A 14,496-nucleotide genomic window follows, 5' to 3' on the forward strand; every position below is an offset into this window, starting at 1 on the left:
CGTTGTCCGGACACTGACACTCAAGAAAACACATTCAGGAGGCATAAAAATGGAATCGAAGAAACTGGTAATCGTCTCTGCTCTGGCTTTTGGGCTGCCGGTCACAGGGCTTGCTCAAAGCTCGGCTGACACCAATGGCGACGGAGTTTTGACCATCGACGAGGTTCAGGCGGTCGTGCCTGATGTTGATGCCGAAGGATTCGCACAGATGGATGCGAATGGCGACGGCGCGCTGGATCAGGATGAAGTTGCCGTTGCGCAGGAGGCAGGATTGCTGCCACCGTCCAACGGGTAAATGATCATCAAGAAGGGCGGCCCGGATTGGTTCGGGCCGCTTGTTTTCAGCGTATTAGGGCGTCAAGTGAATGTTAAACTTGCGACGTAGTTCCGCGTCCAGAAGTGGATCAAATCGGGCGTTCGAGGGGGCCGACAGAATCTCCTCCTTCCGGGCTGTGGCTTTTTCGACCAGATCCGGTTTTCCCAACTCGGCCCATTCTTTGGGCGAGGTCCGGTCGCCCAGTGTCGGATAGACATAATCTGTCTGCATGCGTCCCAGCGTGGCATCCGTACCCAGATAATGCCCCGGTCCGCCCATACACACTTCGGCCATCTGATCCAAAGCCAGAGTCTCGTCGGTGACTTCGATCCCCCGTACACAACGTTGCGCCTGCCCGATAAGATCGTCTCCTAAGATCAGGGATTCATGGCAAAAACCCAGAAGGGAAGAGTGCATTCCGGCCGCTTCGTAGATCATATTCGTTCCCGACAGTCCGGCCATGATGTTTGAACACATCTGCTCCCATCCAGCCTGCATGTCGGGTAGTTTCGAATCCGAGGCTCCGGCCGCCGCACCGCCCGGTAGGTCGTAGAACTTGTGCATCTGAGCGCAACCGGCGCTGAGTAGCGCTTGTTCGCCGGAGCCGACAGACATCGCACCGGTGCGTAGGTCCAGACCAAAGGGCCATGTGCCAAAAATTGCAGGTGCACCGGGACTTACAGCGTTTACATAAACTAATCCGGCGAGGCATTCGGCGGTGGCTTGCGTAATGGCTCCGGCGATGGTCGAAGGGGCGGTTGCACCGGCCATGCCTGCCGACAACAGCAGAACCGGCAATCCGGCCTTGATGCATTCCTCCATCACCTGGCAGCTTTCGGTGGCGAATTTCATCGGCGGGACCACGAAGCAGTTCGAGTTCGACACGAAGGGTCGCGCGCGCCATGCGTCTTCTCCGCCAGCAATCATATGAATCATTTCAACGGCTTGCGCGACATAGCTCGGGTCGGTGAAGGAGGTGCCGATATGTTTGAATGTGCCCGAACAGCAGGCGTAGATAGTGTTCAGGTCCATCTCGAGATTGTCGATGATGTCACGGCACACCATGGGGCGTTGGACAAAGTGGATGTTATCCAGCTGATCGCAAATCTTCGCGGCATCATGCAGATCCTGCACCGTCGAATCGCGATATTCCCGTCCGGTCACGTCGACCATATGGACCGCGGCCCCGGCGGTACCGTAGTGCACCCGGTTGCCCGAAAGCTCTAGGTCGGTCTGCCCGTCACGGCTGTAGAGGGTCACAGATCGGTTGGCACGGGCCAGCGTGTCCTCGACAAGCGCCGCAGGGAAGCGGATGCGCCCATCATCCCCGAGCGTGCAGCCGGCCCCCACAAGATAGTCGATTCCGCTCTGAGGAGCGTCGGCTAACCCTATAGTTTCCAACGCTTTTAGCGCTGCATGATGGATTTTCTCGACATCCAGCGGGCTCAGCGGCTTGTATGTGCCGCCCTCCATGCCCGGGCGGACGGGGCGCATATGTTCGGGCAGGGCTGCGGCGCGCGCGGCGCGGCGGGCGGCGCGGCCGCCGCTGCGGGATGAGGTGCGGGTTTGATCATTCATGGAAAGGTCCGGATTTGAAGCAGAAACAGGTTTTCAGGCACGGTTAGAACGCGTGAGGTCGACCCCGCGCCGCGCGTCCACGATCTGCCCCAATGGTGCGGCTGATCAGGCAGATCTTCCAGACCTCATTCTGCATCGGCATCCTCGGTTTCCTGACTGAAAGTGTTTCAACGCTTTGCGGCGCAATCTACTCTGTTTGCGACCTCTGTTTGCCGTTCCGGATCGATCGGGTGCCCCACATGCGCCCAAGAACGCGTGATCAAATGTTCTTTCCCGTGGGGCTAAAAACCTGTTACGCTGTACATAGTTATTTAACCAAAGCTTGTAAGTTTAAGTCAGAAGTCAGGGAGCTGCTGCCAAAGTCGCCCCGCGATCCACCCGACCGGCATCGTATGTTCGGAGGTCTGAATGAAATCAAAGCTGGCCATAGTCGCCGCAGCGCTGCTGATCGGAGCGGGCTCGGTGAGTGCTGAGGACTGGACCGGTGCTTATGCGGGGTTCAGCTTTGGCTATGCCGATGCGGATGGTTCGGGCGGAGCCGGTGGAAACGATTTCGGCTTTGGTCCTCATATCGGATATGACTACGATTTCGGCAATTTCGTCCTAGGGGGCGAGCTTGAATATAACCGCCTGAACCTTGATCTGGGCCAGTCCGAGGGTAGTCTGGACAGCCTAACGAGGCTGAAACTGCGGGGCGGCTATGATTTTGGCTCGGCGCTGGGGTATGTCGTCGTCGGTACCGCGCGGGCCAGCACCTCTGGCGATAGCGATACCGCGGCTGTCTATGGAATCGGGGTTGCCTATCCTCTGGGCGAACGGTTTGTCATCAGCGGGGAGGCATTGCGGCAGAGTTTCGACGACATTCCGAATTCGGGCAGCAATCTGGACGCCAACGTCTTTAATTTACGGACGACATTCCGGTTCTGATCCTAACTGGCCGCGGTTTGCGCCCGCTGGGCTAACTGCCCGGCCAGATCACAGAGCAACTTCAACGACGCGACGAACTTGTCATCGGCGATCGTCATCGCGACGCGGATGTGTCCGGCTGCGGCGGCACCGAAACTCTCGCCGGGCATGACCGCAATCGCGTGTGTGTCCAGCAAGGCGTTGGCAAAGGCTTCGCCGCTGAGGCCCGTCGCACGGATGTCGAGCATCAAGTACATCGCCCCCTGGGCCGGGATCAGGCCCACTGTCTGCTGTGCGGCCAGAACGTCCAGCGCCAGCGCACGGCGACGGCGGAAGGGCTCGGCTATTTGGGCTTCAAGATCGGAGCCGGCACTCAGGGCATAGCTGGCGGCGTCCTGAATGAACCCCGGTACGCCGTACGTCGTGTGGGTGGCGAGGTTGATCAGATGCGCGATGACCTCCTCCGGTGCTACGATCCAGCCACAGCGCGAGCCGGTCATCGCGTGAGATTTAGACATCGATCCGATGACCAGCGTGCGCTCGGCCATGCCGGGCAGGGCGCGTGGGGACAGATGGCTACCGTCCCAGACCTGCGTGTCATAGACCTCGTCCGAGATCAGCCAAAGGTCTCGGCGTTGGCACAGTTCGGCGATGGCCGCGAGTGTTTCAGGGGCATAAACCACGCCGGTCGGGTTGTTCGGTGTGTTGATCAGCAGAGAGACCGCGTCATCGGCGGCGGCGTCTATGTCCTCGGCGCGCGGCTGAAAGGCGTCTTCGGCACGGGTCGCGATGGGGCGGGCGATGGCTCCGGCCCCTCGGATGGTGCCGGGATAGGTGGCGTAGTAGGGGTCAAGATAGAGGCCCACATCACCGGGATCGCATAGGGCGGTATGCGCAGCAAACAGCGCCGCCTGACCGCCCGGCGTGATCAGCACGTTGTCTCGGGTTGTCCTTACACCGGTGCGCAGCTGGACTCGCGCGGCGACCGTATCGCGCAGCAGATCGGTCCCCGGTACCATCGCATACCCTGTATGACCGTCGCGCGCCGAGGCATCCATCGCCGTCAGAATCGAGGGGTCGGTGCCGATATCATGCTCGCCGATGGTCAGCTCGGTGACGGCGTGACCTTCGGCGATCATCTGGCGGGCGCGGTAGAACACGTCCCACCCGTCCGATCCGCCGCCGGTCAGATGCGTGATGCGATGTGATAGTTTCATGGCGCGCGCTCCCTTTGGGCGAAATGGGGCAGAGCGCCAAGGTTTTGTCAATCGGCTTCGCGACGGCACCCCGGGCGAACTCAGGACTTGGCGGGGAGGCGAACCCATGCTAGGCAGGGCGCATGAACCGGAAAACCCGCATCATTATCTGCTGCATTCCCTGCTGATTTCTCAAGCGGGCCGGTTTCTTTCGTTTTCATCCCTGAGACAAGTTGCTAAGCCCGCGCCAACGCGTGACGTATATGCTGTTTCAGGAGCACGACCCGATGACAACGATCAAACTGCACAACACGAGGAGCCGGGCGAAAGAGGATTTCGCGCCGATCGATCCTAGCAATGTGCGGATGTATGTCTGTGGCCCGACGGTCTATGATCGCGCCCATCTGGGAAATGCGCGTCCTGTTGTGGTGTTTGACGTGCTCTACCGGTTGTTGCGTTATGTTTATGGTGCCGATCATGTGACCTATGTGCGCAATTTCACCGATGTTGATGACAAGATCAACGCGACGGCTCTGGCGCGTAAGAAGGCCGGAGCCGATGGCTCTTTGGAGCAGTTGGTGCAGGAACGCTCGGACGAAACCATTGGCTGGTATCTGCATGACATGGGTGCTCTGGGCGCGATGGAGCCTGATGAGATGCCGCGTGCCACGCAGTACATCGCGCAGATGATCGCGATGATCGAGGACCTGATTGCCAAGGGGCATGCTTATGCCGCCGAGGGGCATGTGCTGTTTGCCGTGGATAGCTGGAAGGACGATTACGGCGCGCTGTCGGGTCGGTCGGTCGATGACATGGTTGCGGGCGCGCGGGTTGAGGTTGCGCCCTACAAGAAGAACCCGATGGATTTTGTGCTGTGGAAGCCATCGACAGACGAGTTGCCCGGCTGGGACAGCCCGTGGGGCCGGGGGCGTCCGGGCTGGCATATTGAATGCTCGGCCATGAGCTATGAGCTGTTGGGTGAGAGCTTCGACATTCATGGCGGCGGGAACGATCTGATGTTCCCGCATCATGAGAACGAGATTGCTCAGAGCAAGTGCGCCCATCCGCATGGAGAATTCGCGCGGGTCTGGCTGCACAACGAGATGCTGCAGGTCGAAGGCAAGAAGATGTCCAAATCGCTGGGCAATTTCTTTACCGTCCATGATCTGTTGGAACAGGGTGTGCCGGGTGAAGTGATCCGCTTTGTCTTCCTGCAGACCCATTATCGCAAGCCGATGGATTGGACAGAGAAGAAGGCAAATTCTGCAGCAAAAACCTTACGGCATTGGTACAATCAAACCCTAGATGTCGATGCAGATTTCGAGCCCGACGCGGAAGTGGTTCAGTCTTTGTGCAACGACTTAAACACGTCGGCCGCGATCACTCGTTTGCACGAATTGTCGGCCCAAAAAGAACTGGGTGCTTTGAAGAGCTCTCTGGCTTTTTTGGGAATTGATTTGGCTAAAGCAGTTGAGTGGGGTTTGCCTTCAGCTTTTGATTCGATGATTGCACGCTGCGCGGACCGGCTCGTGCTGGCGCGGAAACTGGCTATGGATAGCAAGGATTTCTCGGAGGTGGATCGTCTGAAGGCTGCGTATGTCGCCGCCGGGCTGGAGGTTCGGATGAGCAAGGAGGGCGTGGAACTGGTACCCGGCACTGGTTTCGATGCCACCAAGCTGCTGGAGTGGGTAGAATGACCAAACAGCGTCTTTACCTTTACGACACCACCTTGCGGGACGGGCAGCAAACGCAAGGCGTGCAGTTTTCGACCGCCGAGAAGGTGCAGATCGCGCAGGCACTGGATGCGTTGGGCGTGGGTTACATCGAAGGCGGCTGGCCCGGCGCGAACCCGACAGACAGCGCGTTCTTTGAAGCAGCGCCCAATACTGCCGCCCGTTTGACGGCGTTTGGGATGACCAAGCGCGCGGGGCGGTCGGCCGAAAATGATGACGTGCTGGCCGCGGTGATGAATGCCGGGACGCCTGCGGTCTGTCTGGTCGGAAAATCGCATGACTACCATGTGACGGATGCGCTTGGCATTGCGCTGGAGGAGAACACCGAAAACGTGCGGGCCTCGGTCGCACATATCGTGGCGCAGGGGCGCGAGGCTTTGTTCGATGCCGAGCATTTCTTTGACGGCTACAAGGACAACCCCGAATACGCGGTTGAGGTCTGCCGCGCCGCGCTGGATGCCGGCGCGCGATGGGTCGTTTTGTGCGACACCAATGGCGGTGCCCTGCCTGCCGAGGTTGGGCGCATCGTGTCCGAGGTGATCTCCGCCGGTCTGCCCGGGGATCGGCTGGGCATTCATACGCATAACGATACCGAGAATGCGGTGGCGTGTTCTCTGGCCGCCGTCGATGCTGGGGCGCGTCAGGTGCAGGGCACGCTGAACGGGTTGGGTGAGCGATGCGGTAACGCCAACCTGACCGCACTGGTCCCGACGCTGATGCTCAAGGAACCCTACGCCTCGCGCTACGAGATCGGGGTGAAGCCCGAGGCGCTGGCGGGGTTGACGCGGATTAGCCGGATGCTGGACGATATCCTCAACCGTGTGCCCAGCAAGCAGAGCGCCTATGTTGGGGCCTCGGCCTTTGCGCATAAGGCGGGGCTGCATGCCAGTGCGATCCTCAAGGACCCGTCGACCTATGAACATATCGACCCGGCAAGCGTCGGCAATGCGCGCATCATTCCGATGTCGAACCAGGCCGGGCAGTCGAACCTGCGCAAGCGTCTGACCGATGCGGGACTGACTGTCGACGCGGGCGATCCGGCGTTGGGGCGTATCCTTGAACGGATCAAAACGCGCGAGGCTGAGGGCTATTCCTATGACACCGCGCAGGCCAGTTTTGAGCTGCTGGCGCGGGATGAGTTGGGGCAGTTGCCCGAATTCTTCGAGGTCAAGCGTTATAAGGTGACGGTTGAGCGCCGGAAGAACAAATACAACAAGATGGTCAGCCTGTCCGAGGCGGTTGTTGTTGTGAAAGTAGACGGTGAGAAGAAACTGTCGGTTAGTGAATCGCTAGATGAAGACGGCAGCGATCGGGGTCCGGTGAACGCTTTGGCGAAGGCTCTGGCCAAGGATCTGGGGCAGTATTCGCAGATACTGGCGGATATGCGGCTGGTCGACTTTAAGGTGCGCATCACTCAGGGCGGGACCGAGGCGGTGACCCGCGTGATCATCGACAGCGAGGACGGGCAGGGGCGGCGCTGGTCCACTGTTGGCGTCAGTGCGAACATAATCGACGCGTCGTTTGAGGCTCTGCTGGACGCGATCCAGTGGAAACTGGTGAGCGATTGCGCGCCGCGCTCCGCCGCTGCGGAATAACGTGGAATTCGACGACGACATAAAGGCCTGCGCCGCACTGGTCCATAAGGCCGATCCGGATCGTTTCATGGCGGCGATGGCTGCGCCGGTTTCGGCGCGGGCGGTTCTGTTTCCGATCTATGCGCTGAATGTCGAGGTGGCACGCGCGCCTTGGGTGACGCAGGAAAGCATGATCGCCGAGATGCGCCTGCAATGGTGGCGCGATGCGGTGCAGGAGATTGCCGAAGGTCCAACCGTCCGGCGGCATGAGGTTGTGACGCCTTTGTCCCGTGTGATCTCGCCTCATCTGGCGGCGCAGTTGGATGAATATGTGGCCGTAAGACGTTGGGATATCTACCGCGATCCGTTTGAGGATGAGGCGCATTTCGACGCCTATATCGACCAGAGCGCCGGAACGCTGATGGTGGTGTCTGCGCAGGCTTTGGGGTCCGCAGACGAGGCTGTTCTGCGTGACTTTGGCTATGCCACGGGGATTGCGAACTGGTTCCGGGCCATCCCCGCGCTTGAGGCGCGGGGCAGGATTCCCTTGCTCGACGGGACGCAGGATGGGGTTCGGGCGCTGGCGCAGAAGGCGTTGGACCGGCTGGCGCGCGCGCGGGCGGCGCGCAATGATGTTACCGCGCAAGCGCGGCCTGCGCTCTATGCCGGGTGGCAGACCGAATGGGTGTTGCGGGCCGCCTTGGCACGGCCCGAACGAGTGGCCGCAGGGGCTTTGGCGCAGGGTGAAATCCGCCGCCGGTTTTCGCTGATGAAAACTGCGGCAACGGGGCGCTGGTAGGGTCAGGCTGTTTGCGGGTCGGAGGGCCTCAGCACCAGCCACAACAGCGCGCCACCTGCGAGCGTCAGAAGCGGGATCATGGCGAGGTTCACCGCCGTCCAGCCCTCGACCGCCGAACCGCCCGAGCAGTTCATCAACCCTCCCGACGCCAGCGAGGCAAAGGTGACTCCGCCAAAGACCAGCAGGTCGTTCAGGCCCTGCATCCGTCCACGCTCATGCACTTCGTGCGAGTCCGCCAGCATGCTGGTCGCCCCGATGAAGCCGAAATTCCAGCCGATGCCCAGCAGGATCAGGGCGACGAAGAAGTTGCCCAGATCGACGCCTTGCAGGGCCACGATGCCCGCCCCGCCAAGGATGGCCAGCCCAAGGGTCACGATCTTTTCGACCCCGAACCGCGCGATCAGATGGCCGGTGAAGAAGCTGGGAATATACATGGCCAGCACGTGACTAGTGACGATGTCTGCCGCATCGCCCTCGGTGTAACCGCAGCCGACAACGGCCAGCGGCGTCGATGTCATCACAAGGTTCATCAGCGCGTAGGAGACCATGGCGCAGATGATCGCCACCGCGATGCGCGGTGTTTTCAGCAGCTCCAGCCGGGTGCGGCCTCTGGGTTCATCCTTTGTGGGCTTCGGCGGGGTCGGGATGTCGAGGAAGAAGAACAGCGCCGAGCCGAAGACGTTGATCGCTATCACGGCCAGATAGGTGCCCAGAAACGGGATCACATAGGCCTGCGAGGTCAGCTTGACGATCTGCGGTCCGATGATTGCTGCCGCCAGCCCTCCGGCCATGACGTAGGATATGGCTTTGGGCCGGAATGCGTCCGATGCGGTGTCGGCAGCGGCAAAGCGATAGAAGCCATGCGCGCTCATGTAGATGCCGGTCAGGAAGCTACCGACAAGGAACAAAGGGAACGAACCCAGATACAGGCCATAGGCGCCGATCACCCCGCCCGCAGCCCCCGCGGTTGAGCCGACAAGGAACCCCGCGCGCCTCCCCCAGCGCTGCATGATGGCCGAGATCGGCGTCGCCGCCATCATCGAGCCCAGAACGATCAGCGAGATCGGCAATGTGGCAAGACAGGCGTTGCTGGCGAGCGATTGCCCGGCCAGCCCGCCGACGATGAACATCATCGGCATCTGCGACCCCAGCACGGCCTGCGCTGCCACCAATACGGCGACGTTGCGTTTGGCCTGGGTGTCGTCTGGGGCAGCAGCGGTCAGTATCATGGGCAAATGGTTATCGGCGATTGCGGCGGCACACAAGCGGGTTGCATATGCGGCACATCCGCCTAACGTGCAGGCAAGGATCACTTATCGGAGAGCGCATGTCCGTCGGACGCATCATCGAAACCCCGGACTGCGTGACCGAAGGGGCCGAGTGGCTGGCCGGGGCCTGTCCGCGGATGGCCTATGCGATGGAACAGACCGGCCCGCTGCCGCTTCGGCGCAAGCCGGATGGGTTTGCCCAGTTGCTCAGCGCGATTGTCAGCCAGCAGGTCAGCGTGGCCTCGGCCAATGCGATCTGGAAGCGGTTGCGGGATGCGAAACTGACCGGCCCGCGCAAGATCATGTGGGCGACGGATGACGATTTGCGTACGGTTGGGCTCAGCCGTCAGAAAATCCGCTATGCCCGTGCGCTGGCCGAGGCGCGGATCGATTACAAGGCGCTGCGCGATGCGCCGGATGATCAGGTGGTGGCGATCCTGACCGAGGTGCCGGGCATAGGCGTCTGGACCGCCGAGATTTATGCGATGTTCTCACTGGGTCGCGCCGATGTGATTGCGCCGGGTGATCTGGCGCTGCAAGAGGCGGCGCGCATCCTCTATGACTTGCCAAAACGACCGACAGACAAAGAGTTGCGCCAGATGGCCGAAGCGTGGTCGCCGTGGCGATCCGTTGCGGCGCGGGTGTTGTGGGCCTATTACCGGGTCGCCAAAGACAGAGAAGGGATCAGATGACACGGGTTTTGAATGCGCTGAGGAAAGAGCCGGTTTCGGGGGATACACGCTCGGTCGTGGTGTTTGTGCATGGCTATGGCGCGAACGGGGCCGATCTGCTGGGTCTGGCCGATCCGCTGGGCGAACACTTGCCCGATACGCTGTTCGTGGCCCCCGATGCGCCCGAGCAGATCGCGGGCATGCCCAACGGCTTTCAGTGGTTCCCGATCCCGTGGATCGACGGCTCGTCCGAGGAAGAGGCCCGGCGCGGGATGGAAATGGCGGTTGAGGATTTCAACGCCTTTCTGGATGCGCTGATGGTGGATGAGGATGTTCTGCCTGAACAGGTCGTTCTGTTCGGCTTCAGCCAAGGCACCATGATGAGCCTGCACGTCGCCCCGCGCCGTGAAGACCCGGTGGCCGGGATCGTCGCCTTCTCGGGACGACTGCTGGAGCCTGACCTGCTGCCGGATGAGGTGGTGAGCCGGATGCCGGTGCTGCTGGTCCATGGCGATGCTGATGATGTGGTTCCGCCGCAATCGCTGCCCGAAGCAGCCGAGGCCTTGCAAAGCGCCGGGTTCAAAGAGGTTTACGCGCATGTCATGAAGGGCACCGGCCACGGTATTGCTCCGGATGGTCTGAGCGTTGCTTTGGCGTTCATGCGCGACAAACTGAGCCTGTGACTATGATCACCGTGCGTCCCATGATGCGCGAGGATGTGGCGGACGCATGCCGCATTCTCAATCAGATCATTGAGATCGGTGGAACCACTGCACATGAAACCCCGTTCTCGGACGCCCTGTTCCGGCAGAGCTTTCTGGACGGTGCAGACAAGATATGTTGCCACGTCGCTCTGGATCCCGAAGGGCAGGTGGCGGGTTTCCAGTGGTTGGGTACGCATGAGACCCTGCCCGATGACTGCGGCGATATCGCCACCTTCACCCGACGTGAGCCCATTCTGAAAGGTGCCGGACGCGCCCTGTTTCAAGAGACCGAACTGGCAGCCCGCGCGGTCGGCCTGTCTGCGCTCAGCGCGACGATCCGGGCGGATAACCGGATGGGGTTGAGCTATTACGACAAGTTGGGGTTTCGTGATTTCGCGGTCACCTATGCGGTGCCGCTGCAGAACGGTACGCCGATCGACCGCATCACCAAGCGCTACGATTTGGGTTGAAGCCCGTCACCGGCGCGGGCGACGGTCACGTTTGCGCGGTGCTGCGGTGCTGAGCGTCGGCATTGGCAGGCTGTCCCACTGTCCGGGCGCAAGCCCGTCGAGCGAGCAGTCTCCGATCCGGGCGCGGATCAGGCGCAGGGTCGGGTGGCCGACGGCTGCCGTCATCCGGCGTACCTGACGGTTGCGACCCTCGCGGAGTGTCAGTTCAAGCCAGCAGTCCGGCACGGTCTGCCGCACCCGGATCGGCGGGGTGCGCGGCCAGAGGTTTTCAGGTTCGTCGATCAGGCGCGCCTTGGCGGGGCGGGTCAGGCCGTCTTTCAACTCTACGCCCTCGCGCAGCGCCGTCAGCGCCGCCGTATCCGGTATGCCTTCGACCTGCACCCAATAGGTCTTGGCCATCTTGTGTTTGGGGTCGGATATCTGCGCTTGCAATCGGCCGTTGTCGGTCAGCAGCATCAGCCCTTCGCTGTCGCGATCCAGACGACCGGCAGGATAAACGCCGGGCAGGTCGATGAAATCCGATAGCGTGCTGCGGGGCGAGTCCGCATTGGCGCGGTCCGTGAACTGCGGCAGTACATCATAGGGTTTGTTGAAACGGATGAACCAGGACATGCCCCGCCATAGCGTCCGCGCCACATCAGCGCAACCTGTGGATAAGTGTCACTTATCTGTTACGGATTCGGCATAACGAATACCCGAGATGTTGTGTGAACTCGGCACTTGTCAGAGATTTAACACGAGATATAGTTGAGCTAAGGCCGGGGCGGGTGTTCCCCGCTCTGATGTCACAAACGGGCAGTACAGAGCGAGGAGCGATTCTGTTATGGACGGAGACTTCAGGACCGAATTTGTCAGGGAACCAGGTGCGCTCAGGCATCATCCGGCATTGGTTCTGAACGCTGATTATCGCCCTTTGTCGTACTATCCGTTGTCCCTCTGGCCGTGGCAGGAGGCGATCAAGGCCGCCTGGCTGGACCGGGTGGACATTGTGGCCGAATATGATGAGGTGGTCCGCAGCCCCAGTACCGAGATCCGAATACCCTCGGTCGTCGTGTTGAAAGACTATGTAAAACCCAGAAAGCGCGTGGCCTTCACGCGCTTTAATTTATTTCTGAGGGATGAATTCAAATGCCAGTATTGCGGCAGTCGCGGTGATCTGACCTTTGATCACGTTGTCCCTCGTGCCGCCGGGGGCGTCACAAGTTGGCAGAACGTCGTGGCCGCCTGTAGCCCGTGCAACCTGCGCAAAGGGTCCAAATCGCTGCGGCAGGCCGGGATGTCTTTGAACAAGCCCCCGCGTCAGCCGGATGCCGAAGCGTTGCGCAACATTGGTCGGAAATTCCCACCGAACCACCTGCATGACAGCTGGATCGACTTCCTCTACTGGGATGCCGAACTAGACGCTTGATCAGACCTAGCGCAAGCGCCAGGCAATCAGCCAGAGCAGCGCGAAACCGACCGAGGCGAGGAAGTTCCAACCTGCCATCGAGACGCCAAACAGCTCCCACGGCACCTCGTCGCAGCGTACCAGCGGAGCGTTCATGATCTGGTTGAACAGGTCGTCGGTGGACATGCCGCTGATATCACCGGATGTGCATGAGGACGGCCCCTCCCACCAGCCCTTCTCCACGCCCGCGTGAAAAAAGCCCAGACCGGCAGTCGTTGCGGCGGCCAGTGCGCCCAGCAGCGGCAGGATGCCAATGCGCGGAAAGGCAAAGAACAGCAGCCCCAGAATGACGGCCGCGCCATGCGGGTATCTTTGCCAGATACACATTTTGCACGGCGCCATGCCGCCGAGATACTGAAAGCCCCAGGCCCCGAGAAGCAAGGCCGCCGATCCTCCGGCTGCCATCAGGATGAGTGTTTTCTTGAGTGTCATAGATGTGGCACCAGAAGGAATCCTCCGATCAAGAGGACAATGAAGGCGGTAAAGACCAGACCCAGCCGCTTTTCGATAAAGTCGCGGATCGGTTCGCCGAACTTCCAAAGCAGCCCGGCCACCACAAAGAATCGCAACGCGCGGGCCAGAATCGAGGTGGCGACAAATGTACCCAGCGGCATCCCGGTCCAGCCGGACATGATCGTGATGACCTTGTAGGGAAACGGCGTGATGCCTGCGGTGAGCACCGCCAAGAAGCCGAAATCGTTGAAGCGATGATTGAATTCTTCCATCGCCTCTGCCTTGCCCATGGATTCCAGAATGGGCTGGCCGATGCTTTCATAGAAGAACGCGCCGATCGCATAGCCCAGCATCCCACCCAGCACCGAGGCAACCAGCGCGACGGTAGCAATCAGCCACGCACGCGAGGGGCGCGCCAGGATCATCGGGATCATCAGCACATCCGGCGGGATCGGAAAAAACGAGCTTTCGACAAAGGCGACGATGGCCAGCGCCCACAAAGCATGAGGGTGCTCGGCCAGACGAATGGTCCAGTCATAAAGGGATCGCAGCATAAGGCACAAATATCCGGGTAACTTTTGGGCCAAGCCAAAGCACGCGCGTGCCAGAGGGTCAACCTCTGCCCGCGAAACAATCGGCGGGGTGGTTGTTTTTTGCCTCTGGACCTTCCGCCGGTTGAAGGCTAATTCGGTTGACGTGGCCCAAGTGGCGGAATGGTAGACGCAGGGGATTCAAAATCCCCCGCCTTCACGGGCGTGAGAGTTCGAGTCTCTCCTTGGGCACCACATTCGGCATTGAAATCAGAGACTGCCGGGACGTTGTGTCCGCTTTGCTGCGGAGCATTCTGGGGTCGACCCGTTTCAGGCTGTTACGGGGAAAATCCTCCAAACCTCTTCAAAACTGCAGCTTTTGTGGGTTCAGGCAGGGGGCGCACTTGACAAGTGCCGTCTCTGAATGAAACCTCATAGGCGTTGGGAGACTTTGGAAAAAATCAAATATTGACATGCTTTACGTTGCCGAAGCGGCGCTGGTGCCGATGTTCGGGTGTCGTCAAGTCTGCCGAAGAAGACAACAGGGAGATCAAAGATGAAGAACAAGGTTAAAATCAGCCTCACCGCCTTCGCGACCGCCGCCTTTTTAGCGCCGGCTGTTTATGCTGAGGAGTTTATCACGATTGGGACGGGCGGTGTGACGGGTGTCTACTATCCGACGGGTGGTGCGATTTGCCGTTTGGTGAACAAGGGGCGCAAGGAACATGGGGTTCGGTGTTCTGTGGAATCGACGGGTGGTTCGGTTTACAACATCAACACCATTCGCGAGGGCGAGCTGGAGTTTGGTGTGGCGCAGTCGGACTGGCAGTACCATGCGTATAACGGCACCT

16 protein-coding genes and 1 tRNA gene are annotated in these 14,496 nt (G+C 60.5%); 11 read left to right on the forward strand and 6 right to left on the reverse strand.

Annotated features, from left to right (window positions below):
* Positions 1-49: 49 nt before the first annotated feature.
* Positions 50-295 carry an EF-hand domain-containing protein gene (locus tag ACR1XV_RS07360; RefSeq protein WP_480529791.1) on the forward strand — a complete coding sequence of 82 codons (246 nt, stop codon included), beginning with the start codon at positions 50-52 and terminating at the stop codon, positions 293-295.
* 54 nt (positions 296-349) lie between these two features.
* Here ACR1XV_RS07360 and ACR1XV_RS07365 read toward each other — a convergent pair whose 3' ends face one another.
* Positions 350-1,894: a trimethylamine methyltransferase family protein gene (locus tag ACR1XV_RS07365; protein WP_480529793.1), complete on the reverse strand. Its 1,545-nt coding sequence runs from the start codon at positions 1,892-1,894 to the stop codon at positions 350-352.
* A 408-nt stretch (positions 1,895-2,302) separates the two neighbouring features.
* On the opposite strand from ACR1XV_RS07365, the gene ACR1XV_RS07370 reads away from it, so the two are divergent.
* Positions 2,303-2,821 (forward strand): outer membrane protein, encoded by a 519-nt coding sequence (locus ACR1XV_RS07370; RefSeq protein WP_480529795.1) that lies wholly within the window; start codon positions 2,303-2,305, stop codon positions 2,819-2,821.
* A gap of 2 nt (positions 2,822-2,823) precedes the next feature.
* On the opposite strand, the gene ACR1XV_RS07375 is transcribed toward ACR1XV_RS07370, so the two are convergent.
* Positions 2,824-4,017, reverse strand: a complete 1,194-nt coding sequence (locus ACR1XV_RS07375) for a pyridoxal phosphate-dependent aminotransferase (RefSeq protein ID WP_480529797.1) — start codon at positions 4,015-4,017, stop codon at positions 2,824-2,826.
* Between the two features lie 266 nt (positions 4,018-4,283).
* On the opposite strand from ACR1XV_RS07375, the gene cysS reads away from it, so the two are divergent.
* Genes cysS through ACR1XV_RS07390 form a run of 3 tightly spaced genes read left to right on the forward strand, consistent with a single transcriptional unit; the run spans position 4,284 to position 8,102 of the window.
* Positions 4,284-5,693: a cysteine--tRNA ligase gene (cysS, locus tag ACR1XV_RS07380; RefSeq protein ID WP_480529799.1), complete on the forward strand. Its 1,410-nt coding sequence runs from the start codon at positions 4,284-4,286 to the stop codon at positions 5,691-5,693.
* Positions 5,690-7,324 (forward strand): citramalate synthase, encoded by a 1,635-nt coding sequence (gene cimA / locus ACR1XV_RS07385; RefSeq protein ID WP_480529801.1) that lies wholly within the window; start codon positions 5,690-5,692, stop codon positions 7,322-7,324. Before cysS ends, cimA begins: the two co-directional genes overlap by 4 nt.
* Position 7,325: 1 nt before the next feature.
* Positions 7,326-8,102 carry a squalene/phytoene synthase family protein gene (locus ACR1XV_RS07390; protein WP_480529803.1) on the forward strand — a complete coding sequence of 259 codons (777 nt, stop codon included), beginning with the start codon at positions 7,326-7,328 and terminating at the stop codon, positions 8,100-8,102.
* A 2-nt stretch (positions 8,103-8,104) separates the two neighbouring features.
* Here ACR1XV_RS07390 and ACR1XV_RS07395 read toward each other — a convergent pair whose 3' ends face one another.
* A complete protein-coding gene (locus ACR1XV_RS07395; RefSeq protein WP_480529850.1) occupies positions 8,105-9,331 on the reverse strand; it encodes an MFS transporter in 1,227 nt (408 codons plus the stop codon).
* 98 nt (positions 9,332-9,429) lie between these two features.
* Between ACR1XV_RS07395 and ACR1XV_RS07400 the strand changes: the two genes are divergently transcribed.
* Genes ACR1XV_RS07400 through ACR1XV_RS07410 form a run of 3 tightly spaced genes read left to right on the forward strand, consistent with a single transcriptional unit; the run spans position 9,430 to position 11,215 of the window.
* The gene (locus ACR1XV_RS07400) at positions 9,430-10,062 is read left to right on the forward strand and encodes a DNA-3-methyladenine glycosylase family protein (RefSeq protein ID WP_480529805.1); all 633 of its coding nucleotides are present in this window, start codon (positions 9,430-9,432) and stop codon (positions 10,060-10,062) included.
* A complete protein-coding gene (locus ACR1XV_RS07405; protein WP_480529807.1) occupies positions 10,059-10,724 on the forward strand; it encodes an alpha/beta hydrolase in 666 nt (221 codons plus the stop codon). Before ACR1XV_RS07400 ends, ACR1XV_RS07405 begins: the two co-directional genes overlap by 4 nt.
* Before the next feature lie 2 nt (positions 10,725-10,726).
* Positions 10,727-11,215, forward strand: coding sequence for an N-acetyltransferase family protein (locus tag ACR1XV_RS07410; RefSeq protein WP_480529809.1), 489 nt, complete (start codon positions 10,727-10,729; stop codon positions 11,213-11,215).
* Between the two features lie 6 nt (positions 11,216-11,221).
* Here the strand turns inward: ACR1XV_RS07410 and ACR1XV_RS07415 are convergent, their stop codons facing one another.
* On the reverse strand, positions 11,222-11,827 hold the full coding sequence (locus tag ACR1XV_RS07415; RefSeq protein ID WP_480529811.1) for an rRNA large subunit pseudouridine synthase E: 606 nt from the start codon (positions 11,825-11,827) through the stop codon (positions 11,222-11,224).
* A gap of 211 nt (positions 11,828-12,038) precedes the next feature.
* On the opposite strand from ACR1XV_RS07415, the gene ACR1XV_RS07420 reads away from it, so the two are divergent.
* Positions 12,039-12,623, forward strand: coding sequence for an HNH endonuclease (locus ACR1XV_RS07420; RefSeq protein ID WP_480529813.1), 585 nt, complete (start codon positions 12,039-12,041; stop codon positions 12,621-12,623).
* A gap of 6 nt (positions 12,624-12,629) precedes the next feature.
* Here the strand turns inward: ACR1XV_RS07420 and ACR1XV_RS07425 are convergent, their stop codons facing one another.
* Both ACR1XV_RS07425 and ACR1XV_RS07430 read right to left on the reverse strand, forming a co-directional pair.
* Positions 12,630-13,094, reverse strand: coding sequence for a disulfide bond formation protein B (locus ACR1XV_RS07425; protein WP_480529815.1), 465 nt, complete (start codon positions 13,092-13,094; stop codon positions 12,630-12,632).
* A complete protein-coding gene (locus ACR1XV_RS07430) occupies positions 13,091-13,669 on the reverse strand; it encodes a YqaA family protein (protein ID WP_480529817.1) in 579 nt (192 codons plus the stop codon). The genes ACR1XV_RS07425 and ACR1XV_RS07430 overlap by 4 nt, the downstream gene beginning before the upstream one ends.
* A gap of 145 nt (positions 13,670-13,814) precedes the next feature.
* Between ACR1XV_RS07430 and ACR1XV_RS07435 the strand changes: the two genes are divergently transcribed.
* Positions 13,815-13,900: transfer RNA gene (locus ACR1XV_RS07435), tRNA-Leu, on the forward strand.
* Between the two features lie 301 nt (positions 13,901-14,201).
* A partial coding sequence (locus tag ACR1XV_RS07440; protein ID WP_480529819.1) for a TAXI family TRAP transporter solute-binding subunit occupies positions 14,202-14,496 on the forward strand: 295 nt, incomplete at its 3' end.

It is taken from the genome of Ruegeria sp. AD2(2025) (genome assembly GCF_056542385.1).